The following is a 25,350-nucleotide window of genomic DNA, read 5'->3' as shown; positions in this document are numbered from 1 at the left end:
CCAACTCAAGCGCGGTGCCTCGCCTCGCCATGCGCATCCGAGACGGCTCGGGTGCGCCACAGGCTGTACACGATGCCGATGGTCAGCAGCACCAAGGTCACCGCAAGCGAGACCCAGGGCGGCAGGTCCACGAGGCCGAGTGTATCGGCGACAACGATCTTGGCGCCGATGAAGATCAGGATGAAGGCTAGCGCCGTCTTCAGGTACGCAAAGCGCTCCACCATCGCCGCCAGCGCGAAATAGAGCGAGCGCAGTCCGAGGATGGCGAAGATGTTCGACGTGTAGACGATGAACGGGTCGGTGGTGATGGCGAAAATCGCCGGAACGCTGTCAACCGCGAAGATCACGTCGGCGATGTTTACCGCCGTCAGCGCCAACGCGAGCGGGGTGAACCACAGAACCGCCTTGCCGGACTTGGGATCAGGCAGGCGCACGATGAACCGCTGGCCATGCGGCTCCTTCGTGACGCGCAGGTGCCGGCGCAGGAAGCGCAGCGAGGCGCTGTTCTCGACATCCGCCTCGCCCTCCTCCTTGGAGAACAGCATCTTCAGGCCGGCATAGATCAGGAAGGCGGCAAACAGAGACAGCACCCAATGCGCCTGGGCGACCAGCGCTGAGCCGAGCCCGATCATCAACCCGCGCAGCAGGACGGCGGCGAGAATTCCCCAGACCAGGACCCGATGTTGAGCCGATCGCGGCACGCCGAGCGCGGTGAGAATGACCGCGATGACGAAGACGTTGTCCATCGACAGCGAGTATTCGATGACCAATCCAGTCACGAACTCCTCGCCGTGTGTGCGGCCCATGTACCACCAGACCCAGCCTCCGAACGCGAGGCCGAGGACGAGGTAGCAGGTGGTAAGGATCAGGCTTTCCTTGACCCCGATCACGCGGCTCTTGTCCCGGTGGAGCAGGCCAAGATCGAGCGCCATCAGCGTCACGACCACCACGTGGAACCCGAGCCACATCCAGACGGGCTGGCCGAGCCATAGAATATGCAGGAAGTCCATCGTCTGCGGAGCCCAAGCTTCGTTGAAGAGAGCATCGGCTCCGACATCACGGAGGCATGAGAATGCGTCCGCCAGAGGGGCCCGCAGCCGATGGCCGCGAGTTAGCGAGCGGAGTCTGGCGAATCAAGGGCAGTGTTCGCCGAGAACATCTCGCGCAAAGGGTTGACAGGCATACCCGCGGCGCGGCCTGCCCCCTGACATGGTGCGAGACGAGAACATCGCAGTGGTCGGCGGCGGCCCCGCCGGGTTGGCTGCGGCCGAGGTGCTGGCTGCGGAAGGTCAGCGTGTGACAGTCTACGAACGGATGCCATCGGTCGGCCGCAAGCTGCTGATCGCCGGCCGAGGTGGCCTCAATCTCACCCATTCGGAGCCGCTTCCCGCTTTTCTCGATCGCTACCATCCGGCGCATGTGGTGCTGCGCAAGGCGGTCGAGACCTTCCCGCCCAATGCCTTACGTGATTGGTGCGAAGGGCTCGGTCAGCCGACCTTCGTCGGGTCGAGCGGACGGGTGTTTCCGAAGAACTTCAAGGCCTCGCCGCTGCTACGCGCCTGGCTCGCCCGGCTCGGTGGGCTCGGTGTCACGATCCGCACCCGCCACCGCCTCACGACCTGGGATGGCACCGCGCTCTCCTTCGAAGGCCCCGACGGCGCCGTCGAGATTCGACCGCGCGCCTGCCTGTTCGCCATGGGCGGCGCGAGCTGGCCGCGGCTCGGCTCGGACGGCGCATGGGTTTCACTGCTCCGAAGCCGCGGCGTCGCGGTTGCGCCGCTGCTTCCGGCCAATGTCGGCTTCGCGGTACGATGGTCGGAGCATTTTGCTGGACGCTTCGCGGGCGAGCCGGTGAAGCGGGTCGGCCTGCGGCTCGGCGACAAGCAGGTTCGCGGCGAGGCAATGATCTCCGCGCAAGGCATCGAGGGCGGCGCGGTCTACGCGCTCTCGCGGGAGATCCGCGAAGCGATCCAGGCTGACGGCGCCGCGACGCTGGTTCTCGATCTGCGCCCCGATCTCAACGCGGAGGCTTTAGCCCAGCGCCTTGGTCATCCGAAACCCGGTGCGTCGCTGGCAACACGGCTGCGCAAGAATGCGGGTCTCAGCCCAGTCGCGGCTGGCCTGTTGCGGGAAGCCTATGGCCGACACCTGCCCGACACCCCCGCGGCCCTCGCCGCAAGCATCAAAGCTGCGTCCCTGCGCCTCCTAGAGCCCGCACCGATCGCCCGAGCGATCTCGACAGCTGGCGGCGTATCCTTCGACGAACTCGACGCGCGCTTCATGCTGCGCGCCCACCCCGGCAGCTTTCTGGCCGGCGAGATGCTCGACTGGGAGGCGCCGACCGGCGGCTACCTGCTTCAGGCGAGTTTTGCGAGCGGCCGCGCAGCCGCCAGCGGCCTGATCGACTGGCTGCGCGAGACGCGCGGCTGAACCCGCTTCAGATCGATCGGCCCGGATGGTGCGGAACCCTCTTCCCGCACCCGGGGACAGAGGTATGCGCACTACAGTCCCGCCTAGGATCCGGAAGCGCTCAGGGTCTCGCGCAGATGGCCATCATGCCCTCACCGCCAGCCGGGCAGGTCACCGTAGTAGAGCCGTCCGCGCCAGCTCGGTAGCTCGGGTTGGCGGTGCCGAGGCAATAGGCCGAGACCAGCACCTCGCCGCTCTCGCAGGTGAGTTCGCAGCCACCCTCCGGGCAGGCGCCGGCATGTAGCGCCCGCAGCGGCGAGCTGGCCTGTGCCGGCGCCGCCGGCTGGCCTGGTTCGCCCTTGGCGCCAGCCTCACCCCTGGGACCAGCCGGCCCTGGCGCTCCTGGAGCACCAGCCGGGCCTGCCATCCCCTGCGGTCCTTGGACGCCCGCCACGCCCTGCGGTCCTGCCGGGCCGGGCTCACCCTTCGGCCCAGCCTCACCCTCTGGAGCACAATTAGCGATGACAGCCTCGCGCTCGTCCTCTTCAACCTTCAGCGTGGCGATGCAGGTGCGTGGGCGGTATGGCAGCCGGAAGGTAAAGCGGCCGCGGGCGTCGGCCGCTACCGAGATGTCGTCGTCGAGCACGACGATCAAGCCACCCTTGCGCACGCTTCCCGAGATACGCAGATCGCCCGCCTCAATGCGGGCATCGTAGACCATGATCGGCTGCTGAGGCTGCCGCGGCCGGCGGGGCTTGGAGCGCTCGTGCGGCAGCTCCAGCTGAGCTGCCGGACCGGGAGCCGCCGGTTGCTGAGCGGCCGCGGGCCATCCCGCGCTGGCGATCAGTGCCAAAGCTGCACAAACGCGCCCGATCATGAAACCCGCTCCTCCGCGAACCGACCTGCACCTGCGATTGCGCTGGCCCTCCGGTCAAGCCTGCGCGAGCGTTTGTAGGACCGGACGAAACAGCCTCGACTTCCCGCAGTGCCTTTGCCAAAGACTGCCCCGATGATCCGGACTGCTCTCGCCTGCCTTCTTCTCCTTTCGACCGCCGCGCAGGCTGACGAATGCGACGCCTTGGTCGGGCGGATCGCCGAAGCCACCGGCGCCAAGAAGGTCGGGCGGCGGGTCGGCCCCAGTATCGACGTGCGTTCCGCCAGCGGCCTCAAGATCGACATCACCTGCCGCGCCGAGCCGATCATCCAGGCCTCATCGTCCGATCCGAGCCCGTCCGCCGCCTATTACCGCGACCTGTCGACCGCTGGCGGAATTGCAATCGACGTGCCGCCGGCCACCGTCGAAGCCGCGCTGGTGCGAGCCTACGAGACGGCCCTGCGCGAGCGCCGCAAGTCTTTCATCCAGCAAAGCGGTTGGTCGGCAAGTTGCTACGCGGATCCGGGTTCATCATCCCTGCGCACGCTCTGCTCGGTCGGACGCATTCCGCCGGGCTGATCGCCGGCGGACTTGAACGCTGCACTGAACCGCGCCAATCCCATTGTCGGGACCGGAAACGCCGACGGCACGCAATGGCCAATCATCTCTTCGACCTCATCCTCGCGCATCTTCCGCCGGAGCCGGCGAGCAAGACGATGCTGGAGACGCCGGATGGGCTTCGCATCAGCTACGCCGACCTCGTCGCGCGCTCGGGCGCTTACGCCTCGGCCCTTGCGGCGCAGGGCGTAAAGCCAGGGGATCGGGTCGCGGCTCAGGTCGAAAAGAGCCCTGAGGTGATCTTCCTATTCCTCGGCGCGGTGCGAGTCGGTGCCGTCTTCCTGCCCCTCAATACCGCTTATACCGATCGGGAGATTGCCTACTTCCTCGGGGATGCCGAGCCGGCCGTCTTCGTCTGCGATCCGGCTCGCGAGGCTGCCCTCGCGCCGGTCGCGAAGGCAGCCGGCGTCCTCACACTGCTCACCCTCGGGAGCGACGGCAACGGCAGCATGAGAGACGCCGCCGACGCCGCCGGTCATGGATTCGAAGATATCGCGCGCGGGTCCGACGACCTCGCTGCGATCCTCTATACCTCCGGCACGACCGGGCGCTCGAAGGGCGCCATGCTCAGCCACGGCAATCTCGCCTCGAACGCCCTGACCCTCGCCGAGGCGTGGCGCTTCACGCCCGAGGACGTGCTGATTCATGCCCTGCCGGTCTTCCACACCCACGGCCTATTCGTCGCCACCAACACCGTGCTGATCGCCGGCGCATCGATGCTCTGGCTGCCGAAGCTCGATGCGGGGCAGATCCTATCTGTGATGCCGCGGGCCACCGTCATGATGGGCGTGCCGACCTTCTACACGCGGCTTCTCAAGCAGCCCGGCCTGACTCGGGAGGCCACCGCGCATATGCGCCTGTTCATTTCCGGCTCGGCTCCGCTGCTTGCCGAGACGCACCGCGAGTGGTCCGCCCGCACCGGTCACGCCATCCTCGAGCGCTACGGCATGACCGAGACCAACATGAGCACCTCAAACCCTTACGAGGGCGATCGTATCGCCGGCACTGTTGGCTTCCCGCTGCCGGACGTGGCGCTGCGCGTGGTTGATCCGGAGACGGGCGCGCTCGTGCCGGACGGGGATGTGGGCATGATCGAGGTGAAGGGCCCGAACGTCTTCAAAGGCTATTGGCGTATGCCCGAAAAGACTGCCGCCGAGTTCAAGGCCGACGGCTTCTTCATCACCGGCGATCTCGGCAAAGTAGATGCACGCGGATACGTTCACATCGTCGGACGCGGCAAGGACCTCATCATTACCGGTGGCTACAACGTCTATCCGAAGGAGATCGAGACCGAGATCGATGGGCTTCCCGGCATCGTCGAGTCGGCCGTGATCGGCCTGCCGCATGCAGATTTCGGCGAGGGCGTCACAGCGGTGGTCGTCGCCAGTCCCGAGGCACGGGATGAAGCCGCCATCCTCGAGGCGCTCGAGGGACGGCTGGCCCGCTTCAAGCAGCCGAAGCGCGTGCTCTTCGCGGATGATCTGCCGCGCAATGCCATGGGCAAGGTTCAAAAGAACCTGCTGCGCGAGACCCATGCCGGGCTGTACCGGGACGGCTGAACGGCTGTCATGCCGCGGACGGTACTAGCATCAATCGTGCGCGAGCATCTCCCGAACCAACTCAGCATCGGTGAGCGGCACGGCGCTCCTATCGGTCATACGGGAGGCTGCCGACGATCTGTCGAGGATGGTGCCGCGCCGATCGAGCGCCGCGCCAAACCATGTCAGCGCGAGAAACCCGATCGCGATGGCGGTCTGCCAGTCCTGTGCAGACTGACCATCATCTACCGCGAGCGTCTGCGAGCCCATCACCGTCCTCCACCGACCATTGTCGCTGCAGGAAACCTGATGAGCTGGCGAAACAATCGCAATGCGAGAATTCTTTACGGAGACTTCGCGAACAGCGAAGCCGGATACGGCCCCCCGCCCTGTCCTTGCTTTATGCATCGGTGCGCGGACGGCTCCTACCCTGCAACGGGCGAACGACGTCCCAATCGATCAACCGCAACCGTACGAGGCCGTCTCGCGGCTGTCGTAATGCTCAATGAAGCGCAGTCCATCCCAGAGCTCGACAGCAAAGCCCTTGGCCATGCGCCGGGCAAAGCGCTTGGCAGCCTCGTCGTCGATGGCCGGCAACGTGGTGCTCGCATTCACCCTGCCGTCGTCGTCGAGAGCCACGACGCGATAGGTGCGGACCGGGTGCTGATCGTCCTCGGGCAGCCCACTCTTCCGAATGTCTGACATGCCGATCTCCACGGCGCCTAGACGCGCGCATGTCGAACTGAGCGCATGATCCTTACAGCCTTAGCGGCCGGCCGACCTTGGCTCAAATCTCTACGCAGATTTTGCCATGTTTGGCACGCTAGTGCTCAAACGCAGATCAATTTTATGATATCAAATGATGCATAATTACTGCATATTTTTCGGGTTATCTGATTTTTCAAAATCTATCGACTGCGCATCAGGACGAACTGCGCAGAACACGCAGTCATCGCCGCTCTCACTATCCCGGCACGCAACTTAAGTGCTCATTGCATCAGGGCGAACACGGGTGGAACAGCCAAGCCTGATCTTCGTTGAGTTCCGTCCTCCCGGATCAGGCCCTCCATTGCCGATGTCGTCGCCTCTCACATCTCCGCCCGATCGAAACGGCGAGGCATCGCCGATCCTGTGGACTCTAGCGCTCGGCGCGGCGCTGATCGTGATCGCCGCGAGCCCCCGCCGCTCGCGATCCGCACGCCCCGACAGCACAATGCCGGAAAGGCGCGAACGCAATGGCGGCGCGCATTCGCACGAGGGCCGCAGCGCGCTCTGGGTCGCTGCTACACAGGCCGACCGCGGCCGCGCCGCGAAGAATCCTACCGAGATCCAGGCGCCGGGCTGGAAGGACATTGCTTTCCGGGTCTTCCAGGAATTCAACAATGACCGCGTGCTCTCCGTCGCAGCGGGCGTCACGTTCTACACTCTTCTCTCATTATTCCCGGCCATCGCAGCACTCGTGACATGCTACGGCCTGGTCTCGGATGCAGGCACCATCAACGATCATCTGGCCAGCCTACGCGGCGTGCTGCCGGATTCGGCCATCGAGATTATCGGCGCGCAAGTGAAGCGTATCGCAGCCAAGGGCAGCGGGACGCTTGGGCTGACCTTCTTCACCACGCTCGTGATTTCGCTATGGAGCGCGAATGCCGCGATGAAGGCGATGTTCGATGCACTAAATGTGGTCTACGAGGAGGAGGAGAAGCGCAATTTCTTCTGGCTGAACCTGCGCTCGCTGACCTTCACCATCGGCGCGCTCCTCTTTGTGATCCTCGCGCTCTCGGCGATCGTCGTCCTGCCCCTGGTGTTCAACTTCATCGGCCTTGGCGACGGAGCCTGGGCGCTAGCAATGCTGCGGTGGCCGGCCTTGCTGATCGTGCTGCTCGGCGGCCTGACCATCCTCTACCGATACGGGCCGAGCCGCGAACCTGCGCGCTGGCGTTGGGTCGGCGTCGGCGGTGCTGTGGCCGGACTGCTTTGGATCATCGCCTCGATTTTGTTCTCTTGGTACGTCGCGAGCTTCGGCTCCTATAACGAGACCTACGGCTCGCTCGGCGCCGTGATCGGCTTCATGACCTGGATCTGGATCTCGGCGACGATCGTGCTTCTGGGCGGCGAGATCAACGCGGAGATCGAGCACCAGACGGCACGGGATTCCACGACCGGCCGCGAACGGGCGCTCGGCGAGCGCCAAGCTCGGATGGCCGACACGGTGGGCGCGGCAGCCTGAAGCGTCTTCCAGCCTCGCTCAATCAGTGCCAAGACCCCATATCGGGGCAACGATAAGACCACGAGACCTGGAGGACACCCATGGCCGAGCACGATGCCGGCACGATTAGGCCGCCTGAAACGCGCAGCGACGCGGAATGGCGCCAGAGCCTGACGCCGGAGCAGTACCGTGTCCTGCGCGAGCATGGCACTGAGCGGCCCGGTTCGAGCTGCCTCAACGCCGAGAAGCGCGCGGGCATCTACAACTGCGTCGGCTGCGGCGCCCCACTATTCGAGACGGCCACAAAGTACGAGTCCGGCAGTGGCTGGCCAAGCTTCTTCGAGCCTCTGGAAGGCGCCGTGGAGACCACTGTCGACCGCAGCCACGGCATGACCCGGACCGAGGTGCATTGTGCGCGCTGCCAAGGCCACCTCGGGCACGTCTTCAACGACGGTCCGGCGCCGACGGGGCTGCGCTACTGCATGAACGGCGTCTCGCTACACTTCGAACCGGCGAACTGATCCTGCCGATGCACGGAGGGCGTTGTATGGGGACGAGAGGGTTAATGCCGTCGTGACAAAGGGTGAACTGTCTTGATTTCGACGGCGTTTCGCTTAGCGATGAACGGCATAGAGATGCCGAGCGACTTCGCTTCCCCGGTTTCGAGACGACGGCTTGGCGCCGGCGGCGCGATTCCGGCCAAAGCGAACAGGCCGCTCGACGTCGAACCCCGCGGGGAGGTGAGCGTATGAGTGTCGTCCGGCGTTTTCTGATTGCACCGTCGCTCGTGCGACTGATCCGCAAGGAGCGAGGCGGCTCTCGCATTACCGAAGGCTACTTCGCCCCGCAGGCCGGGCGCACGTCCTTCGTCCGGATTGACGGGCAGGATTGCCATCTCGTGCTTGTCACCACGGATTCAGAGGGCCGCTCGACGGAAGAGCGCACCGAAGTGCCGCGCGTCCATGGTGACGCGCTGCTCGACGTCTGCTCCGGCAAGGCTGTCTACGAGCGCACCATCGTTCCGCTCGGCGGCCGCGACGTCCAGATCGACCGCTATGTCACGCCCACTGGGCTCGACATCGCCAACGTGTCCTTCGACGACGAGGCCAGCGCGAATGCCTTCGTGGTGCCGGCCTGGTTCGGCACCGAGGTCTCGAAAGAGACGGGCTACGATCGTCATTCGGTAGCTACGCAGGGCGTGCCGGCTGTCGGCGAGATTGGCCTGACGAACGCCGCCCTCAACGCAGTGCTCGATCTGATCGAGCCGCGCTTCGGCTTCGGCAGCAGCGTGCGGCGCTCGCCCCTGACCGATACGACGCCGATCCCGGCAGCTCCGGCTCCCGCACCAGTCGCACCACCGGCACCTGCTACCGTAGCGGAAGCACCCCCGCCGGAACCGGCCGAGGTGAAGGCTCCGGAGTCCGCCGTCGAGGCGCAACCTCCTGCACCAACACCTACCGAGGCACCCAAGGCGGCAGCGCCGGCTGAAGACAAGGGCGACGCGCGTATCGACGACGTGATCGAGAGCCTGTCGCAAGCCCTCAGCGCCGCAATTCAACAGCCGAAGGAACCGGCCAAGGACGACGATGCAGGCAATTCGTTCGAACGCTGGACCGTCCGCCCTCGTCGCACGAACCAGAGCTGACGCCGCTCTACGGATCGGACGCCACGCGTCCGATCCGATCAAGTGAAACCTTGAAAAGCTAGCGGATCACGACCCGCGTGCCGCCATAGATCCGCGTCAGCTCGTAGAGCGCAGCCGCGTGAGCCGGCGCCAAGCGGATGCAGCCGTGGCTCGCCTGACGCCCGAGATGACCTACCGCATAAGTGCCGTGGATCGCGTAGCCGCCACGGAAGAATAGCGAGTAAGGCATTGGCGAATTATGGTATTTCCTCGAGTAATGCATTCGCGCCATGTGGCCGACGCGGTAGCTTCCGCTCGGCGTGACGAAGCCTTTTCGCGCCGTCGAGACCGCCCAATCGTGTCTCAAGGTGCCGTTGACGTAGACCCGCATGCGCTGGTTCGACTTGTCGATCTTCGCAACAACGTCCGCCTGTGCAGGGGCGGCAGCAATCGTGACAAGTGCGCACAACGAAAGAACGGCCATAACGGCCGTTTCAGCTAGTCTGAAGACGATCACGGGAAAACTCCGCGCTCAGCAGTGGTCACCAGCGGACCATCTGTAACCGGCAGAAAAATCGCCGAGTACAGAAGCTGAGCTGGGCGAATATTCGTGGCACTCCGCGGTGTGGCGCAAAAGAGGCCATGCCACAGTTTCGACAACTTTCTCACAAGCTGAGCGCCAGCAAACTACCGACATGCCGTTGAGCGGCAATGGCAAACCCGCTAGCGTCCATCCAAGCCCGAAAGGGGCCGGCACGGTCGAGTGTCAGCGGCGAGGAAAAATGGCCCAGTCGATCACACATCATCCAGGGGCAGCCGCACCTGCCGCGCATCACACTCCCTGGTACAAAGTGTTGTACATCCAGGTGCTGATTGCGATCGTGCTAGGTGTTCTGCTCGGATGGCTTTATCCGGACCAGGGTAAGTCGCTGAAATGGCTGGGTGATGGCTTCATCGCGCTGATCAAGATGATGATCGCGCCGATCATATTCTGCACGATCGTCCATGGCATCGCCTCGATCGGCGATCTCAAGAAGGTCGGCCGCGTCGGCCTGAAGGCCCTGATCTATTTCGAGGTGGTCTCGAGCTTCGCGCTCTTCATCGGCATCGTGGTCGGCGAAGTCGTCAAGCCGGGCGCAGGCTTCGGCGCCGATCCGTCCAAGCTCGACGCCAAGGCGGTGGAGGGCTACGCGAAGCTCGCCGCGAGCGATTCAACGGTCGCGCACATCCTTGCGATCATTCCCAAGAGCTTCTTCCACGCGCTGGCCGAAGGCGACCTGCTCCAGGTCCTCCTGGTCTCCATCCTCACCGGCGTCGTGCTCACGGGCATGGGGGCAAAGGGCGAGAGCATCACCCACGGCATCGAGGCCGCGGGTCAGGTGTTCTTCCGCATCATCGGCATTATCGTGAAGCTCGCGCCGATCGGTGCCTTCGGCGCGATGGCCTTCACCATCGGCCAGTACGGCATCGGCAAGGTCGTCGACCTCGCCTGGCTCGTTGGAACCTTCTACATCACCTCGCTGCTCTTCGTGCTCGTGGTGTTGGGCGGCATCGCGGCCTTCTCGGGCTTCTCGATCTTCAAGTTCCTCGCCTACATCAAGGACGAGCTCCTGATCGTACTCGGCACCTCGTCCTCGGAGACGGTGCTGCCGCACATGATGACGAAGATGAAGCGCCTCGGCGCCTCGGACTCGGTGGTCGGTCTCGTCATCCCGACCGGCTACTCGTTCAACCTCGACGGCACCAACATCTACATGACGCTCACCACCCTGTTCCTGGCGCAGGCAGTGGGTGCGGATCTGACCTTCTGGCAATACGCGACGATCTTTCTCGTCGCGATGCTGACCTCGAAGGGCGCCTCAGGCGTCACCGGCGCGGGTTTCATCACGCTGGCTGCGACGCTCGCCGCCATCCCCGGCAACCCGGTTCCGGTCGCCGCGATGACCCTGGTGCTCGGCGTCGACAAGTTCATGTCCGAGTGCCGCGCCTTGACCAACCTTGTCGGCAACGGCGTGGCCACGGTGGTGGTCTCCCGCTGGGAGGGCGAGCTCGACAAGGCGAAGCTGCGTCAGGTGATGGCGCATCCGGTCGCGATCGGTACCGACATCTCCGATCACGCGCCCGACGTGATTTCGGATGTCGACAAGCCGGGCGCCACCGTAGTCGCTGCACAGTAGGCGACCGCCGGTTTTGAGCCGCGCACGCATCGGCATTGATTTCGGCGGCACCAAGATTGCCGGGATCGTGCTGGCTCCGGACGGGCGAACCCTCGCCACGCAGCGCATTCCAACGCCGCGCGGCGACTATGCCGGCTCGCTCGCTGCCATCGCCGCTCTGGTAACGGCGATCGAGGCCGAGGCCGGCATCACCGGTGCCAGCGTCGGCATCGGGATGCCCGGTGCGGTCGCACCAGCGACCGGGCTGATCAAGAACGCGAATTCGACCTGGCTGATCGGCCGGCCTTTCGAGGCCGATGTCGCAAGGGCGCTCGGACGCCCGGTGCGGGTCGAGAACGACGCCAACTGCCTCGCCGTCTCGGAAGCCACGGATGGCGCAGGCGCCGGCGCGCATCTCGTCTGGGCAGTGATCCTCGGCACCGGCGTGGGCTCGGGCATCGCCATCGGCGGGCGCCCGCTATCGGGACGCGGGCGCGTCAGCGGTGAGTGGGGTCATAACCCGCTTCCCTGGCCCCGCGACGACGAACGGCCCGGTCCCGCCTGCTATTGCGGGCGCCATGGCTGTATCGAGACCTGGCTGTCCGGTCCCGGCATCGCCGCGGATCACGCCCGCAGCACCGGGCAGACGCTCAGCGGTGAGGCGATCGTTGCCGCCATGCGCGCGGGCGAGCCGGCCGCGCATCACACCTTCGCGCGCTATCTCGACCGGATGGGCCGGGGCATCGCCCATGTCGTGAATATCCTCGATCCGGACGTGATCGTTCTCGGCGGTGGACTTTCGCGCGTGCCGGAACTGATCGACGGCCTGCCTGCGGCCATCACGCCGCATGTCTTCTCCGACGTCTTCGACACGCCGGTCCGGGCGAGCCTGCACGGCGACGCCTCCGGCGTACGGGGCGCGGCCTGGCTGTGGGAAGTGCCCATTTGACACTGCATGGGAGCTGTCACCGGCGCTCCCTACACAGAACGAGCCGCCGCTTGTATGGGAGGGCCCGACACTGCCCGTTTGCCCCTTCGCAGTCTGAGACCACGATGACGACGCTCACCAGCATGGATTCCGAGACGCTCCGCAGCCGCCATGACGCCGTGCGTGCGGAGTACGAAGCCTTCAAGGCGCGCGGGCTCAAGCTCGACATGACCCGCGGCAAACCCTCGCCCGAACAGCTCGATCTCTCCAACGCCATGCTGACGCTGCCCGGCAACGGCGATTACTTCGCTGAGGGCAACGTCGACGCGCGCAACTACGGCGGCCTCAATGGCCTGCCCGAGACCCGCAGGCTGTTCTCGCAGATGATCCAGGCGCCGGCCGACCAGATCGTCGTCGGCGACAATTCCAGCCTCGCGCTCATGCACGGCACCATCGTCTCTGCCCTGCTGAAGGGCGTGCCGGACTCGAATGCTCCCTGGAGCGAGGGTGCGCCGACCTTCCTCTGCCCGGTGCCCGGCTACGACCGCCACTTCGCGATCTGCGAGGAACTCGGCATCCGCATGATCCCGGTGCCGATGACGGGCGAGGGTCCCGACATGGACATGGTCGAGCGCCTCGTCGAGGACCATGCCGTCAAGGGCATCTGGTGCGTGCCGAAATACTCTAACCCCTCGGGTGAGACCTACTCACTGGAAACCTCCCGGCGGCTCGCGGCTATGAAGACGGCCGCCCCGGATTTCCGCATCTTCTGGGACAACGCCTATTCGGTCCACCACCTCACCAAGGACCACCACACCATCCCCGATATCCTCGCGCTCTGCGCCGAGGCGGGAAACCCGAACCGCGCCTTCATCTTCGCCTCGACCTCGAAGGTGACGCTGCCAGGCGCCGGCCTCGCCTTCTTCGCGAGTTCGCCGGAGAACGTGCGCTGGTACCTGGAGCGCGCCTTCTTCCGCACCATCGGGCCGGACAAGCTGAACCAGCTCCGCCACGTTCGCTTCCTGAAGGACCATGCCGGCCTTGAGGCGCATATGGAGAAGCAGGCGCAGATCGTCGCGCCGAAGTTCGAGGCCCTGCTTCAGATCCTCGAAGCGAAGCTGGGCGGCACTGGTGCGGCTGAGTGGCTGCGGCCGGCGGGTGGCTACTTTGTTACCCTCAACGCTGTCGAAGGCACCGCCAAGCGGATCGTTTCGCTCGCCAAGGAGGCCGGCATCGCCTTGACCCCGGCTGGCGCGACCTCACCCTACGGCCAGGACCAGCACGACCGCACGCTGCGCCTCGCACCGACCTTCCCGTCGCTCTCGGACGTGAAAGCTGCTGCGGAAGGCATTGCGATCTGCACTCTGCTCGCGGCCATCGAGAAGCAGGCCGGCATCCACGGCTGATCGTCCGCGAAGGTAACATCGCCACCGTCATTCCGGGGCCGCGCAGCGGAACCCGGAATGACCCCTGATGCACGGTTCCGATCCAGCACTGAGGCCGTTCGTGAACCCGGAATTCGTCGTCGGCGATTCCGAGTGACAGGATTGAGGCTACAAACCCCGTTGAACGCAGGTCATTTCGAGCCCTGCGAGTCCTCTTTCCTCGCTTGCACCGCTCCCGCCAAGACTTGAATGGGACGTGTCGGAACCGGGCGGATGATCCCGCAAGCAGAGCGGCTGCCCTGCGATTGGAACAATGCCTGCCGCCGCCGGCCTCTTGTCGAACCTCTTGATAGAGGGCTGCCCGCAACGGTCACGCGAGACATCTCGACCGCTGAGATATCGAGAATCCCGAACGGTCTAACATCTCACCCAACGACCTAAAGGTATCGAATCGTACCGTTATTATGTGCTCTTGCGACTAATGTGCATGTGCACAACTCAATTGCGCTATGCTAAGCTTCCGTCAAAGCGGCCATATAGCCGCTGACGTCGCGCGGGGGGCGGCAAAGCATTGACCGACCACCAAGAGCACGACCGTATCGGCGCGGAAATCATCCGATCCGAAGCGAGCTCCGATCCGTTTGCTGCCGCTGTCCGGGCAACGCGGATGCCGATGCTGATTACGGACCCTAGCAAGCCTGACAATCCAATCGTATTTGCCAACAAGGCGTTCTGCCGGCTGACGGGCTATAGTCCCGACGAAATAATCGGCCAGAACTGTCGGTTCCTGCAGGGCCCGGAAACACGTCGCGAGGACGTGGACAGAATACGCGATGCCATCGAACGGCGCGTTCCAATTGAAATCGAGCTGCTCAACCACAAGAAGGATGGCGAGCTGTTCTGGAACCGCCTTCTGATCTCTCCGGTCTTCGATCGCGACGGCGACCTCACGTATTTCTTCGCGTCGCAATTCGACGTCACGCTGGAGCGCGACAAGCTGGTGCGCATCCAGAAAGACCGCGACGCACTCGAGCGGGAGGTCGAGCGGCGAACCAGTGATCTCACCCGCAGCGAGGAGCGCATGAAATTCGCTCTCAAAGCAGGGCGTTTCGGGTCCTGGACGCTTGACCTGACCGAGTTACGATTGGTGGCCTCCGACGGCTGCAAGGAAAATTTCGGTAGGGATGCCAGTGAACCATTCGGCTACGACGAACTGATCGGCGCCATTCTTCCTGAAGATCGGGAACGGATGCAGGCAGCCGTGCAGGCATCGATTGCCAACGATGGCGACTACGACATCGAGTACCGCGTGCGTACGCCTCAGGGAGAGGTGCGTTGGCTGCAGGTCAGGGGCCAGACCTTCTACCGAGCGGATGGAGAGCCCCTGAGCATGGCGGGGGTGTCGATCGACATCACCGAGCGCAAGCGCGGCGAAGAGCATCGTTTTCTCCTCGCGGGCGAATTGAACCATCGGGTGAAGAACTCGATGGCTACGATGCAGTCGATTGCGCACCAGACCCTGCGCAACGCCACCTCCCTGAAAGAGGCAGGCGAAATGCTGGATGCCCGGCTGCAATCCCTCGCGGCTGCCCATGATGTGTTGACGCGGGAGAGCTGGGAGGGGGCCACCCTCGCCGAGATCGTGGAGGGAGCCATCCAGCCCTTCCGCAATGGCGCAGCCGACCGCTTCAAGGCAGGTGGCCCCAAGATTTGGCTGTCACCGCGCCTGAGCTTGGCCTTCGTGATGGCGCTGCACGAACTGGCGACGAATGCGATGAAGTACGGCGCCTTGTCGAATGACAAGGGCCACGTGATCCTCAACTGGGACGTCGTGAACGGCTCTCGGCCGCCGCTGCTCTGGCTGCGCTGGGAAGAGATCGGTGGGCCGCCGGTGGCCGAGCCTTCACGGCGAGGATTCGGCACGCGCATGATCGAGCGGGCACTCGCCTCCGAACTCGGCGGCACGGCAGAGATCGCGTACCGTCCGCGCGGCGTCGTGTTCACGGTGGAAGCCCCACTCCCCGAACGCGCGACAGAGGAACGGCCGCAACACTCTTGAGGTGCGACGACATCGTTGGGGCAGGTCGAACGTCTGCCATGTCGCGACGCCCGCCTCCACCTCCTGCGCGAAAGTCGCGAGAGGCTTCTCGAACGGGACGCCCGCTGTGCCGGCGGCCCTGTGAGCGCAATCCGCGTCCGCCTCCGGCAGACGGTCCAGCAACGCACCGGCGAGATCGGGCCCTGATCGCCCGCCGCACCGCCTCGACGCTGCTGCTCGGCCTCACCGCCTTTTACGCCGGCTCGGCCGGGGCGGGCTGCGAGCAGCAACGCCGCTCCAACCATGCTGTTTGAAAAGGCTTGCCAAAAGCCCTCGTCGCACATAAAGATATCTTTATGTCTGATGCGAGCCCGATCGTGACAGCACCACTTCCCTTTGCGGACGCCGTCGGCATGCTGCGTGCCGTCGCTGAGGAGACGCGGCTGCGCATCCTCGCCCTGCTCGCCGATGGCGAACTTTCCGTGACCGACCTGACCGATATCCTCGGTCAGTCTCAGCCGCGTATCTCGCGCCACCTCAAGCTGCTGGTCGAAGCGGGACTCGTCGAGCGGCATCGCGAAGGCGCCTGGGCGTTCTTTCGCCTGCGCGAGGCGAGCATCGGCCTCATCGATCCGGTGATCTCCGGGCTCGACCGCGAGACGCCTCCCCTGTCGGAGGACCGCGCCCGTCTCGATGCGGTGCGCGAGTTGCGTGCCGAATCGGCCCAAGCCTTCTTCGCGCGGTTGGCCCCGAAATGGGACCGCCTGCGCTCGCTTCACGTGCCGGAGGCAACGGTCGAGGCGGCTGTCCTGAAGGCGCTCGGCGACAGACCGATCCGCAGCCTGATCGACCTCGGCACCGGCACCGGCCGCATGCTCGGCTTGCTTGCCCCATTGGCAGCCCGGGCAACCGGCCTCGATTCCAGCCACGCCATGCTTTCGGTGGCGCGCGCCAATCTGGAACAGGCTGGCCTCGCGCGGGTCGACCTGCGCCAGGGCGACATCCACGCGCCGCCCTTCGGTCGCGGCAGCTTCGACCTCGTCGTGGTGCATCAGGTGCTGCACTACCTCGACGATCCGGCGCGCGCCTTGCGCGAGGCCGCGCGCCTCGTCGCGCCGGGCGGCCGCCTGCTCGTCGTCGACTTTGCGCCGCACAGCCTCGAATCCTTACGCGAGACCCAGGCCCATCGGCGCCTCGGCTTCGCGGCCGATCAGGTCTCGAACTGGCTCGTCGAGGCCGGACTCGACCATGTCGAGCATCGCGACATCGCCCCGACCGACGGCACCGAGCATCCGCTCACCGTGACGCTCTGGCTCGCCGAGGAAATCTCGGTCGCCGCCCTGAACTCCGAACGCGCCGTCGCTTGACCGACACGACCGAAAGCCTCGTCTGAACCGATAAGACATAGAGGACGATCCCATGCCCACCGCCAACAGCCACCGCGCCAGCCGGGACGGCTTCCGTCCGATCCGCGTCTCGATCGAGTTCTTCCCGCCGAAGAGCGACGAGATGGAGAAGATCCTGTGGTCGTCGATCGAGCGGCTCGCGCCGCTGCAGCCGAAATTCGTCTCGGTGACCTACGGCGCCGGCGGCTCGACCCGCGAGCGCACGCACAACACCGTCGCGCGCATGGTCAAGGAAACCAACCTGAAGCCGGCCGCGCACCTCACCTGCGTCGATGCGACGAAGGAGGAGATCGACAATGTCGTGCGGTCCTACTGGGACGCGGGCGTACGCCACATCGTGGCCCTGCGGGGCGACCCGCAGGACGGTGTCGGCACCACCTATCGCCCGCATCCGGGCGGCTACGCCCAGGCCTGCGACCTCGTGGCCGGCATCAAGAAAGTCGGCGACTTCAAGGTTTCCGTCTCGGCCTATCCCGAGGTTCACCCCGAGGCCGCCTCTCTCGAAGCCGACATCGACGCGCTGAAGGCGAAGGTCGATGCCGGTGCCGATCAGGCGATCACGCAGTTCTTCTTCGATAACGAGGTCTATTTCCGCTACCTCGACAAGGTGCGCGCGGCCGGGATCACCATCCCGATCATTCCAGGCATCCTGCCGGTGCAGAATTTCAAGCAGGCCGCAAACTTCGCGCGGCGCACCGGTGCCTCGGTGCCCTATTGGCTCGCCGCCCGCTTCGAGGGCCTCGACGACGATGTCGAGACGCGCCGGCTGGTGGCGGCAGCGGTAGCGGCCGAGCAGGTCGTCGACCTCGTCGATGCGGGGATCAACGATTTCCACTTTTACTCGATGAACCGCTCCGATCTGGTCTATGCGATCTGCCACATCCTCGGCCTGCGCGGTCAGGCGCCGAAAGCGGCAGATCGGAAGGCGGCGTAGACGCTGTTTTCAGTCCCCTCACCGTGAGGCACCCGCGTCAGCGGCCCCAAAGGGTCTTCCAGGGATCGCGGTGGAATCTGAACAACCCTTCGAGGCCGCCGCTTCGCGCCGGCACCTCAGGGCAATGTGAGTTGATGGGACTTCGCGTCCCGAAGGATATGCAATGACCGACTTCCCGCCCGTCGACGGCACCGAGATCGAGAAGGCCCTGCGCGAGCGCGCGGCCGAAAAAATCCTCGTGCTCGACGGCGCCATGGGTACCGTGATCCAGCGGCTCGGCTTCGGCGAAGCGGATTTTCGCGGCTCGCGGTTCATGGATCACGCCCACGATCAGAAGGGCAACAACGACCTCCTGATCCTGACGCAGCCCGACGCAATCCGGCAGATCCACCTCGACTACTTCCTAGCGGGCGCCGACGTCTGCGAAACCAATACCTTCTCCGGCACCACGATCGCCCAGGCCGATTACGGCATGGAGTCGATCATCCACGAGCTGAACAAGGAGGGCGCACGGCTCGCCCGCGAGGCCGCCAAGCTCGCAGAGGAGCAGGATGGCCGCCGCCGCTTCGTGGCCGGTGCCATCGGCCCAACCAACCGTACGCTCTCGATCTCGCCGGACGTGAACAACCCCGGCTTCCGCGCCGTGACCTTCGACCAGGTCAAGCAAGCCTATGTCGAGCAGGTGCGCGGCCTGATCGACGGCGGCGCCGAGCTGATCCTGATCGAGACGATCTTCGATACGCTCAATGCCAAAGCGGCAATCGCCGCCGCGTGGCAGGTCTTCGAGGAGACCGGCATCAAGCTGCCGATCCAGATCTCGGGCACCATCACCGACCTCTCCGGCCGCACGCTCTCGGGACAGACGCCGGAGGCCTTCTGGCACTCGCTGCGCCATTCGAGCCCACTCACCTTCGGCCTCAACTGCGCGCTCGGCGCCAAGGAAATGCGCGGTCACATCGCCGAGCTTTCGCGCATCTGCGATACCCTGGTCTGCGCTTATCCGAATGCCGGTCTGCCCAACGAATTCGGCCTCTACGACGAGAGCCCGGAGGCGATGGGCAAGCTCGTCGGTGAGTTCGCCGCCTCGGGCCTCGTCAACATGGTCGGTGGCTGCTGCGGCACCACGCCGGACCACATCCGCGCGATCGCCGAGGCCGTCGCCGACAAGAAGCCCCGCCGGATCCCCGAACGCGAGCCCCTGATGCGGCTCTCGGGCCTCGAGCCCTTCACGCTGACGAAGGACATCCCCTTCGTGAACGTGGGTGAGCGCACGAACGTCACCGGCTCGGCCAAGTTCCGCAAGCTGATCACCAACGGCGACTACGCCGCCGCCCTCGACGTCGCCCGCGATCAGGTCGCGGCCGGTGCTCAGGTCATCGACGTGAACATGGACGAGGGCCTGCTCGACTCGCAGAAGGCGATGGTTGAGTTCCTGAACCTCGTCGCCGCCGAGCCCGACATCTCGCGCGTGCCGGTCATGGTCGATTCCTCGAAGTTCGAGGTGATCGAGGCCGGCCTCAAGTGCCTGCAGGGCAAGCCGATCGTGAACTCGATCTCCATGAAGGAGGGCATCGAGAAGTTCATCCACGACGCCAAGGTCTGCCGCTCCTACGGCGCCGCAGTCGTGGTCATGGCCTTCGACGAGCAGGGCCAGGCCGACTCTTACGAGCGCAAGGTCGAGATCTGCACCAAGGCCTACAAGGTGCTGACCGAGCAGGTCGGCTTCCCTCCGGAAGACATCATCTTCGACCCGAACATCTTCGCGGTCGCCACCGGCATCGAAGAGCACAACCCCTACGGCGTGGCCTTCATCGAGGCGACGCGTACGATCCGGGAGACGTTGCCGCACGCCCATATCTCGGGCGGCGTCTCGAACCTGTCCTTCGCCTTCCGCGGCAACGAGCCAGTGCGCGAGGCGATGCACGCGGTGTTCCTGTACCACGCCATCAAGGCCGGCATGGACATGGGCATCGTCAATGCCGGCCAGCTCGCGGTCTATGACGAGATCCCGGCTGAGCTCCGCGAGCTCTGCGAAGATGTCGTCCTGAATCGCCGCGAGGATTCGACCGAGCGCCTGCTGGAGGCCGCCGAGCGCTTCAAGACTGGCGGCGAGGCGAAAGCCAAGACCGCCGACCTGTCCTGGCGCGAGGCGCCGGTCGCCAAGCGCATCGAGCACGCGCTGGTCAACGGCATCACCGAGTACATCATCGCCGACACCGAGGAGGCCCGGCAGGGCGTCGAGCGTCCGCTCCACGTCATCGAAGGCCCGCTCATGGCTGGCATGAACGTCGTCGGCGATCTGTTCGGCTCAGGAAAAATGTTCCTGCCGCAGGTCGTGAAGTCGGCCCGCGTGATGAAGCAGGCTGTCGCCTATCTCGAACCCTTCATGGAGGAGGAGAAGAAGGCCAATGGCGGCGACGGCAAGCGCAAAGCCGCCGGCAAGGTGCTGATGGCCACCGTGAAGGGCGACGTCCACGACATTGGCAAGAACATCGTCGGCGTCGTTCTCGCCTGCAACAACTACGAGATCATCGATCTCGGCGTGATGGTGCCGGCTGCCAAGATCCTGGAGACGGCCAAGAAGGAAGAGGTCGACATTATCGGCCTGTCCGGCCTGATCACGCCCTCCCTCGACGAGATGGTGCATGTCGCCGGCGAGATGGAGCGCGAGGGCTTCGACGTGCCGCTGTTGATCGGCGGCGCCACGACGAGTCGCGTCCACACGGCTGTGAAGATTCACCCGGCTTACGAGCGCGGGCAGGCGGTCTACGTCACCGATGCCAGCCGCGCGGTCGGCGTGGTGTCGAGCCTGATCTCGAAGGAGAGCCGCGGCGGTGTGATCGAGAGCGTCCGCGCCGAGTACAAGAAGGTCGCCGACGCCCATGCACGTTCGGAGGCCGACAAGCAGCGCCTGCCGCTGGCGAAAGCCCGCGCCAATGCCTTCAAAATCGACTGGTCGGGCTACTCGGTAAAGAAGCCGAGCTTCACCGATGCCCGAGTGTTCGGCTCCTACGAGGTGGCCGACCTTGTGCCCTATATCGATTGGACGCCGTTCCTGCAGACCTACGAGTTCAAGGGCCGCTACCCGGCAATCTTCGACGATGCGGTCCAGGGACCGGCCGCCAAGGCGCTGTTCGACGACGCGCAGAAGATGCTGAAGCAGATCGTCGAGGAGCGTTGGTTCAACCCGAAGGCGGTGATCGGCTTCTGGCCAGCCAACACGGTCGGCGACGACATCCAGCTCTATACCGGCGAGAGCCGCAGCGACGTGCTCGCCACCTTCCACGGCTTGCGTCAGCAGCTCTCGAAGCGCGACGGCCGTCCGAACACCTGCCTCTCGGACTTTGTCGCTCCGAAAGAGAGCGGCGTTGCCGATTACATCGGCGGCTTCGTCGTGACGGCGGGCCTGGAAGAGGTGCGCATCGCCGAGAAGTTCGAGCGGGCGAATGACGACTACCGCTCGATCCTCGTGAAGGCGCTGGCCGACCGCATCGCCGAGGCTTTCGCCGAGCGGATGCACGAGCGCGTGCGCAAGGAGTTCTGGGGCTACGCGCCGACCGAGAGCTTTACCTCGGACGACCTCGTTCACGAGAAATACGACGGCATCCGTCCGGCTCCGGGCTATCCGGCCCAGCCCGACCACACCGAGAAGGTCACGCTGTTCGATCTGCTCAAGGCCGAGCGCCGCATCGGCGTGAAGCTCACCGAATCCTACGCGATGTGGCCGGGCTCCTCGGTCTCGGGCCTCTACATCGGGCACCCCCAATCGCATTATTTCGGCGTCGCCAAGGTGGAGCGCGACCAAGTCGAGGACTACGCACAGCGCAAGGCGATGGACATCCGCGAGGTCGAGCGCTGGCTCGGTCCAATCCTGAACTACGATCCAGCGAACTATCTGGCGGCGGCCGCGGAATAGGCTGGAAGGCAGCCGGCGATCACGCCGGCTGCCGCCACTTCGCTGGATTCGGCTGAACAGCAAGGTCTCGACAAATAGCCCATGCCGATGGGAGATCAGGGCATGCCCGTGCCACTGACATCAGCGAGCATTGGATGAGACTTCGTGGCTTCGCCGTCGCCGGACTGGCCCTGATCGTTGCCGTTATGGCGGCGGTCGTGGTCTGGCCCTCGGTCGCCGAGACCGCGCGGCGGCACGTCGCCGGTCGGCTGCGCGAAGAGACCGGCCAAGATTGGCGGGTCGAAGGCGTTGGACTGAGTTTTTCTCCAACCCTGCAGATCGTCCTGCGTAACCTCGCCTTCGGTGACGATCGGGAAGGATCAGACATCGCAGGCGCGCGGATTCACGAACTGCGGATCGGCAATTCCATGTCGCTGATCCTCGGCTCGGGCAGCAGCGGCCACGCCGTCGCACAGGGCATCAGCCTGCGCGCGCCGCTGACCGGCAAGTCCGGAGCGCCCGGGGAAGCGGCGCGGTCGCGGAGCACAGGCAAGGCCGCGAGCGTCGAGATCACGGCACGTGGTGCCGATGCGGGCCTCACGGAATCGGGACGCGCCGCTTTCGCCTCCGCCGAGAGCATGGAGATCACCTTCGATCTCGCCTCGGCCAAGCCTTTGAGCGAAATCCGCGCCACGCTCGAACTGCCGCGCGCGAGCGCCGTCGCGAGCTTGAACTGGCCGGTCTCTGGCCAGAACAACGGCGACTTCACTGTCACGCTCAACCCGCGCGACGGGAAGTCCCTGCGCGTAGCGGCGAGCGGCACGGCGAGCGTGAGACCGGCCGGGTTCTCGCTCGACACCCGGGTGGGAATGATCGACGCCTCCCCGTTCAAGGGCAGCATCGCCGTCGATTGGGACCAGGCCAAGCCCAGGATCAGCCTGGATGCGCAACTCGACAAGCTCATGCTGATCGACGCGGCGAGTGCCGCAAAACTGGAATCCGGGCAGCAGGCCGGGCTCGTTGTGCCGGTGGGCCCGGACACGATTCCGGATGTGCGGTGGTTCTCGGGCTTCGACGCGACGGGTCGGGTCGCCATTGCACACCTCAGCCTCGGGCCGGCGCGGTTCGACACGGTCGTGCTGACGGGCAGCGTGAAGAACAACGGGCTCGACGCAGCCTTCACCGCAGCCTCCGGCTACGGCGGAAGCGCGCGCGGACGCTACGTGCTCTCGCCCGAGGCCGAGAACGGCGGTCAGCACCAGCTCGCGGTCTCGCTCAGCAAGATGCAGGTTTTGCCGCTTCTATCCGATGCCTTTGGAGTGCGCGGGATCGACGGGCGCGGCACCTTGCGGGCCGATCTGCAAGCCAAGGGCGCAGAGCTCGATGCCGTTCGACGCTCGCTTACCGGTTCGGCCAACGTGTCGGTAACGGACGGCAGGATCGACGGGCTCGATCTCGCCGGGGCGATTGGCGGGCTGCCCTCAAGGAACGGACGCAACGGCGCGCTCGTGACCCGACTCGACAAGCTCGCCGGCAATTTCAGCCTCTCAGGCGGGCAGGCCGTGTCCAACGATCTCGCGGTGAAAACCTCGCTGATCGAGGCAACGGGTATCGGTAGCATCGACTTGATCGCGCGCACCCTCGACGTGCGGTTGAAACCGCATGTGGTCGGCTCGGGCGCTCGGCGCCAGGGCGGCCGCAATCCGCTCGATGTGCCGGTCCACATCGTCGGCCCCTGGGCCAACCCTGCCGTCTCCGCCGATTTTTCCGGCATTGCCGAGAACCCGGAAGGCGCCATGCAATCGCTGCAGGATCTCGGGTCGAGCATCATCGGCGAAGAGCGCACCAAGGACATCGGCGACGCCCTCGGCGGCCTGCTCGATGGCCTCCTCGGCAAATCGGACCGTGGATCGCCCCTGCGTCCGCGGTCGCGCTCCCTCGACGACGACCCCGACTCCGCACGATGATGCCGGCCAAGCCATGAGGGTGGCCCAATGATCCGACCGGACGAGACGATAGGGCGGTACCGGTGCGCAGGCGGCTTTACGGCCGTCGTGCTCGCAGCTGTTCTGCCTTGCGGCCCGAGCCTCGCCGCGGACGAGCCTGCAGCGCGACCGGTCGACATGTCGGTGAGTGTCCGGCCGGTCATGAAGCGCTGCTTCCGCGACCGAGTCGAGGTCACCGGCTTCCTCGTCGCGCGTGAGATCGTCGATGTCGGCGCCGAGCTGGAAGGCGCGCGCATCACCCAGGTCCTGGCCCAGCCGCTCGACGAGGTCGCCTCCGGCCAAGTCCTGGCGCGTGTCGTGCAGCCGAGCGATCCGGGCAACGCGCCCGGCCTTGCGGTGCGCGCGCCCGTCGCCGGCTTGATCGTGCGCAGCGCCGCGGAGGCGGGTCTCCCGGTCTCATCGAGACTCGGCCCGCTCTTCCGCATCGCTGCCAAGGGCGAGATCGAGCTCGAAGCCCACGTTGCGATCGACGATCTTTCCCGGCTCAAGGCGGGACAGGCTGCGTCGGTAACACCGCTCGGCCTCTCGTCGGTCACGGGCAAGACGCGCCGGATCGATCAGGCAGCCGACCCCGCCACACAGCTCGGTCGGGTGCGGATCGGCTTCGGCACGGACCAGGATCTGCGCATCGGCACCTTCGCGCGCGGCATCGTCGATGTCGGCGAGAGCTGTGGGCTCTCGGTGCCGTTCTCCTCGGTCACCTATGAGCCCGACGGCACCATCGTCCACGTTGTCGAGGGAGACCGCATCGAGGCGCGGCAGGTCGTCGTCGGGCTGACCGATGGGGAGGATGCCGAGATCCGCTCTGGTCTCGGCGAGACCAACCTCGTCCTAACCCGTGCCGGCGCCTTCGTGCGCGAGGGCGACCGGGTCAATCCCGTCATGGTCGGCGACAAGGGCAGCGTCGGCGGCGGCCGCTAGCGGCCGGAATTGCGCCGCGGTGGCCTCGCGGAGGATGGCCTGCTGCGGTGATCCCCGGCACCGCAACAAGCCGGTCATGCATCAGCCCGAGAAGGAGCCGAAGCCCTCGAACGTATTCGTCGGAGGCGTTTCCGAAACGTCTTCGGAGTTGGAAGCTGCCCGCCCATTCTCGATGAGCGGCGCGTCGAAAGGATCGGTGGTGTCGGGGCAGGTCTGCTCAGAGACAGAAGCGAGAGGCGCGGAAGTGCGATCGAGCTGCGTATCTGACGTCATCCAATATCCTTCGGTCATCGGCTGGGTAACGGCCACGCTCGGGTTATGACCATGTGCTCTCGATTGCAAATCCGTCTCGGGCTAGCCCTGCATGGCGCACGGGTCGTCTCCTCGCGGCGGAGGCAGGTGATGATGG

General features: G+C 65.4%; 21 protein-coding genes. 15 read left to right on the top strand and 6 right to left on the bottom strand.

The annotated features are described in order from the left end of the window. Window positions 1-5: 5 nt before the first annotated feature. Window positions 6-1,010, bottom strand: coding sequence for a TerC family protein (locus MGN01_RS05485; RefSeq protein ID WP_147045575.1), 1,005 nt, complete (start codon window positions 1,008-1,010; stop codon window positions 6-8). Window positions 1,011-1,209: 199 nt separating this feature from the next. Between MGN01_RS05485 and MGN01_RS05480 the strand changes: the two genes are divergently transcribed. Next, window positions 1,210-2,430 (top strand): TIGR03862 family flavoprotein, encoded by a 1,221-nt coding sequence (locus MGN01_RS05480; RefSeq protein ID WP_147045574.1) that lies wholly within the window; start codon window positions 1,210-1,212, stop codon window positions 2,428-2,430. Between the two features lie 100 nt (window positions 2,431-2,530). Here MGN01_RS05480 and MGN01_RS05475 read toward each other — a convergent pair whose 3' ends face one another. Next, on the bottom strand, window positions 2,531-3,286 hold the full coding sequence (locus MGN01_RS05475) for a collagen-like domain-containing protein (RefSeq protein WP_147045573.1): 756 nt from the start codon (window positions 3,284-3,286) through the stop codon (window positions 2,531-2,533). A 132-nt stretch (window positions 3,287-3,418) separates the two neighbouring features. Between MGN01_RS05475 and MGN01_RS05470 the strand changes: the two genes are divergently transcribed. Together MGN01_RS05470 and MGN01_RS05465 are read left to right on the top strand one after the other, a co-directional pair. Beyond that, the gene (locus MGN01_RS05470; RefSeq protein WP_147045572.1) at window positions 3,419-3,862 is read left to right on the top strand and encodes a hypothetical protein; all 444 of its coding nucleotides are present in this window, start codon (window positions 3,419-3,421) and stop codon (window positions 3,860-3,862) included. Between the two features lie 74 nt (window positions 3,863-3,936). Further along, entirely contained in the window at window positions 3,937-5,460 is a 1,524-nt protein-coding gene (locus tag MGN01_RS05465; protein ID WP_147045571.1) for a malonate--CoA ligase, read from the top strand. A gap of 30 nt (window positions 5,461-5,490) precedes the next feature. On the opposite strand, the gene MGN01_RS05460 is transcribed toward MGN01_RS05465, so the two are convergent. Both MGN01_RS05460 and MGN01_RS05455 read right to left on the bottom strand, forming a co-directional pair. Next, window positions 5,491-5,709 carry a hypothetical protein gene (locus MGN01_RS05460; protein ID WP_147045570.1) on the bottom strand — a complete coding sequence of 73 codons (219 nt, stop codon included), beginning with the start codon at window positions 5,707-5,709 and terminating at the stop codon, window positions 5,491-5,493. Window positions 5,710-5,898: 189 nt separating this feature from the next. Continuing rightward, window positions 5,899-6,144: a hypothetical protein gene (locus tag MGN01_RS05455; protein WP_147045569.1), complete on the bottom strand. Its 246-nt coding sequence runs from the start codon at window positions 6,142-6,144 to the stop codon at window positions 5,899-5,901. 370 nt (window positions 6,145-6,514) lie between these two features. On the opposite strand from MGN01_RS05455, the gene MGN01_RS05450 reads away from it, so the two are divergent. The 3 genes from MGN01_RS05450 to MGN01_RS05440 all read left to right on the top strand — a co-directional run bounded on the left by MGN01_RS05450 (window position 6,515) and on the right by MGN01_RS05440 (window position 9,293). Continuing rightward, complete coding sequence (locus tag MGN01_RS05450; protein WP_147045568.1) at window positions 6,515-7,669, top strand: YihY/virulence factor BrkB family protein; 1,155 nt, start codon at window positions 6,515-6,517, stop codon at window positions 7,667-7,669. A gap of 80 nt (window positions 7,670-7,749) precedes the next feature. Beyond that, window positions 7,750-8,169 (top strand): peptide-methionine (R)-S-oxide reductase MsrB, encoded by a 420-nt coding sequence (msrB, locus tag MGN01_RS05445; protein WP_147045567.1) that lies wholly within the window; start codon window positions 7,750-7,752, stop codon window positions 8,167-8,169. Between the two features lie 227 nt (window positions 8,170-8,396). Further along, window positions 8,397-9,293: a CYTH domain-containing protein gene (locus MGN01_RS05440; RefSeq protein ID WP_147045566.1), complete on the top strand. Its 897-nt coding sequence runs from the start codon at window positions 8,397-8,399 to the stop codon at window positions 9,291-9,293. A 58-nt stretch (window positions 9,294-9,351) separates the two neighbouring features. On the opposite strand, the gene MGN01_RS05435 is transcribed toward MGN01_RS05440, so the two are convergent. Further along, window positions 9,352-9,756: a L,D-transpeptidase gene (locus tag MGN01_RS05435; protein WP_147045565.1), complete on the bottom strand. Its 405-nt coding sequence runs from the start codon at window positions 9,754-9,756 to the stop codon at window positions 9,352-9,354. 298 nt (window positions 9,757-10,054) lie between these two features. On the opposite strand from MGN01_RS05435, the gene MGN01_RS05430 reads away from it, so the two are divergent. From MGN01_RS05430 to MGN01_RS05390, 9 genes are all read left to right on the top strand, one after another. After that, on the top strand, window positions 10,055-11,449 hold the full coding sequence (locus MGN01_RS05430) for a dicarboxylate/amino acid:cation symporter (protein ID WP_147045564.1): 1,395 nt from the start codon (window positions 10,055-10,057) through the stop codon (window positions 11,447-11,449). 13 nt (window positions 11,450-11,462) lie between these two features. Next, window positions 11,463-12,377 carry an ROK family protein gene (locus tag MGN01_RS05425; RefSeq protein WP_147045563.1) on the top strand — a complete coding sequence of 305 codons (915 nt, stop codon included), beginning with the start codon at window positions 11,463-11,465 and terminating at the stop codon, window positions 12,375-12,377. Between the two features lie 104 nt (window positions 12,378-12,481). Then, the gene (locus tag MGN01_RS05420; RefSeq protein WP_147045562.1) at window positions 12,482-13,762 is read left to right on the top strand and encodes an aspartate aminotransferase type Ic; all 1,281 of its coding nucleotides are present in this window, start codon (window positions 12,482-12,484) and stop codon (window positions 13,760-13,762) included. Window positions 13,763-14,312: 550 nt separating this feature from the next. Continuing rightward, on the top strand, window positions 14,313-15,800 hold the full coding sequence (locus MGN01_RS05415) for a PAS domain-containing protein (protein WP_147045561.1): 1,488 nt from the start codon (window positions 14,313-14,315) through the stop codon (window positions 15,798-15,800). A 335-nt stretch (window positions 15,801-16,135) separates the two neighbouring features. Further along, window positions 16,136-17,146: an ArsR/SmtB family transcription factor gene (locus MGN01_RS05410; RefSeq protein ID WP_147045560.1), complete on the top strand. Its 1,011-nt coding sequence runs from the start codon at window positions 16,136-16,138 to the stop codon at window positions 17,144-17,146. A gap of 52 nt (window positions 17,147-17,198) precedes the next feature. Next, window positions 17,199-18,119, top strand: a complete 921-nt coding sequence (gene metF, locus MGN01_RS05405; RefSeq protein ID WP_147045559.1) for a methylenetetrahydrofolate reductase [NAD(P)H] — start codon at window positions 17,199-17,201, stop codon at window positions 18,117-18,119. Between the two features lie 163 nt (window positions 18,120-18,282). Beyond that, complete coding sequence (gene metH / locus MGN01_RS05400; protein ID WP_147045558.1) at window positions 18,283-22,035, top strand: methionine synthase; 3,753 nt, start codon at window positions 18,283-18,285, stop codon at window positions 22,033-22,035. Window positions 22,036-22,169: 134 nt separating this feature from the next. Then, entirely contained in the window at window positions 22,170-23,981 is a 1,812-nt protein-coding gene (locus MGN01_RS05395; RefSeq protein WP_147045557.1) for an AsmA family protein, read from the top strand. 156 nt (window positions 23,982-24,137) lie between these two features. Next, the gene (locus MGN01_RS05390) at window positions 24,138-24,941 is read left to right on the top strand and encodes an efflux RND transporter periplasmic adaptor subunit (RefSeq protein ID WP_170245842.1); all 804 of its coding nucleotides are present in this window, start codon (window positions 24,138-24,140) and stop codon (window positions 24,939-24,941) included. Between the two features lie 81 nt (window positions 24,942-25,022). Here MGN01_RS05390 and MGN01_RS05385 read toward each other — a convergent pair whose 3' ends face one another. Further along, window positions 25,023-25,214 (bottom strand): hypothetical protein, encoded by a 192-nt coding sequence (locus MGN01_RS05385; protein WP_147045555.1) that lies wholly within the window; start codon window positions 25,212-25,214, stop codon window positions 25,023-25,025. Window positions 25,215-25,350 lie beyond the last annotated feature (136 nt).

This window comes from Methylobacterium gnaphalii, assembly GCF_007992215.1.
In the GTDB taxonomy this organism is placed as follows: domain Bacteria; phylum Pseudomonadota; class Alphaproteobacteria; order Rhizobiales; family Beijerinckiaceae; genus Methylobacterium; species Methylobacterium gnaphalii.
The sequence above is the reverse complement of the archived record's forward strand: the minus strand, read 5'-3'. Positions and strand labels throughout refer to the sequence as shown.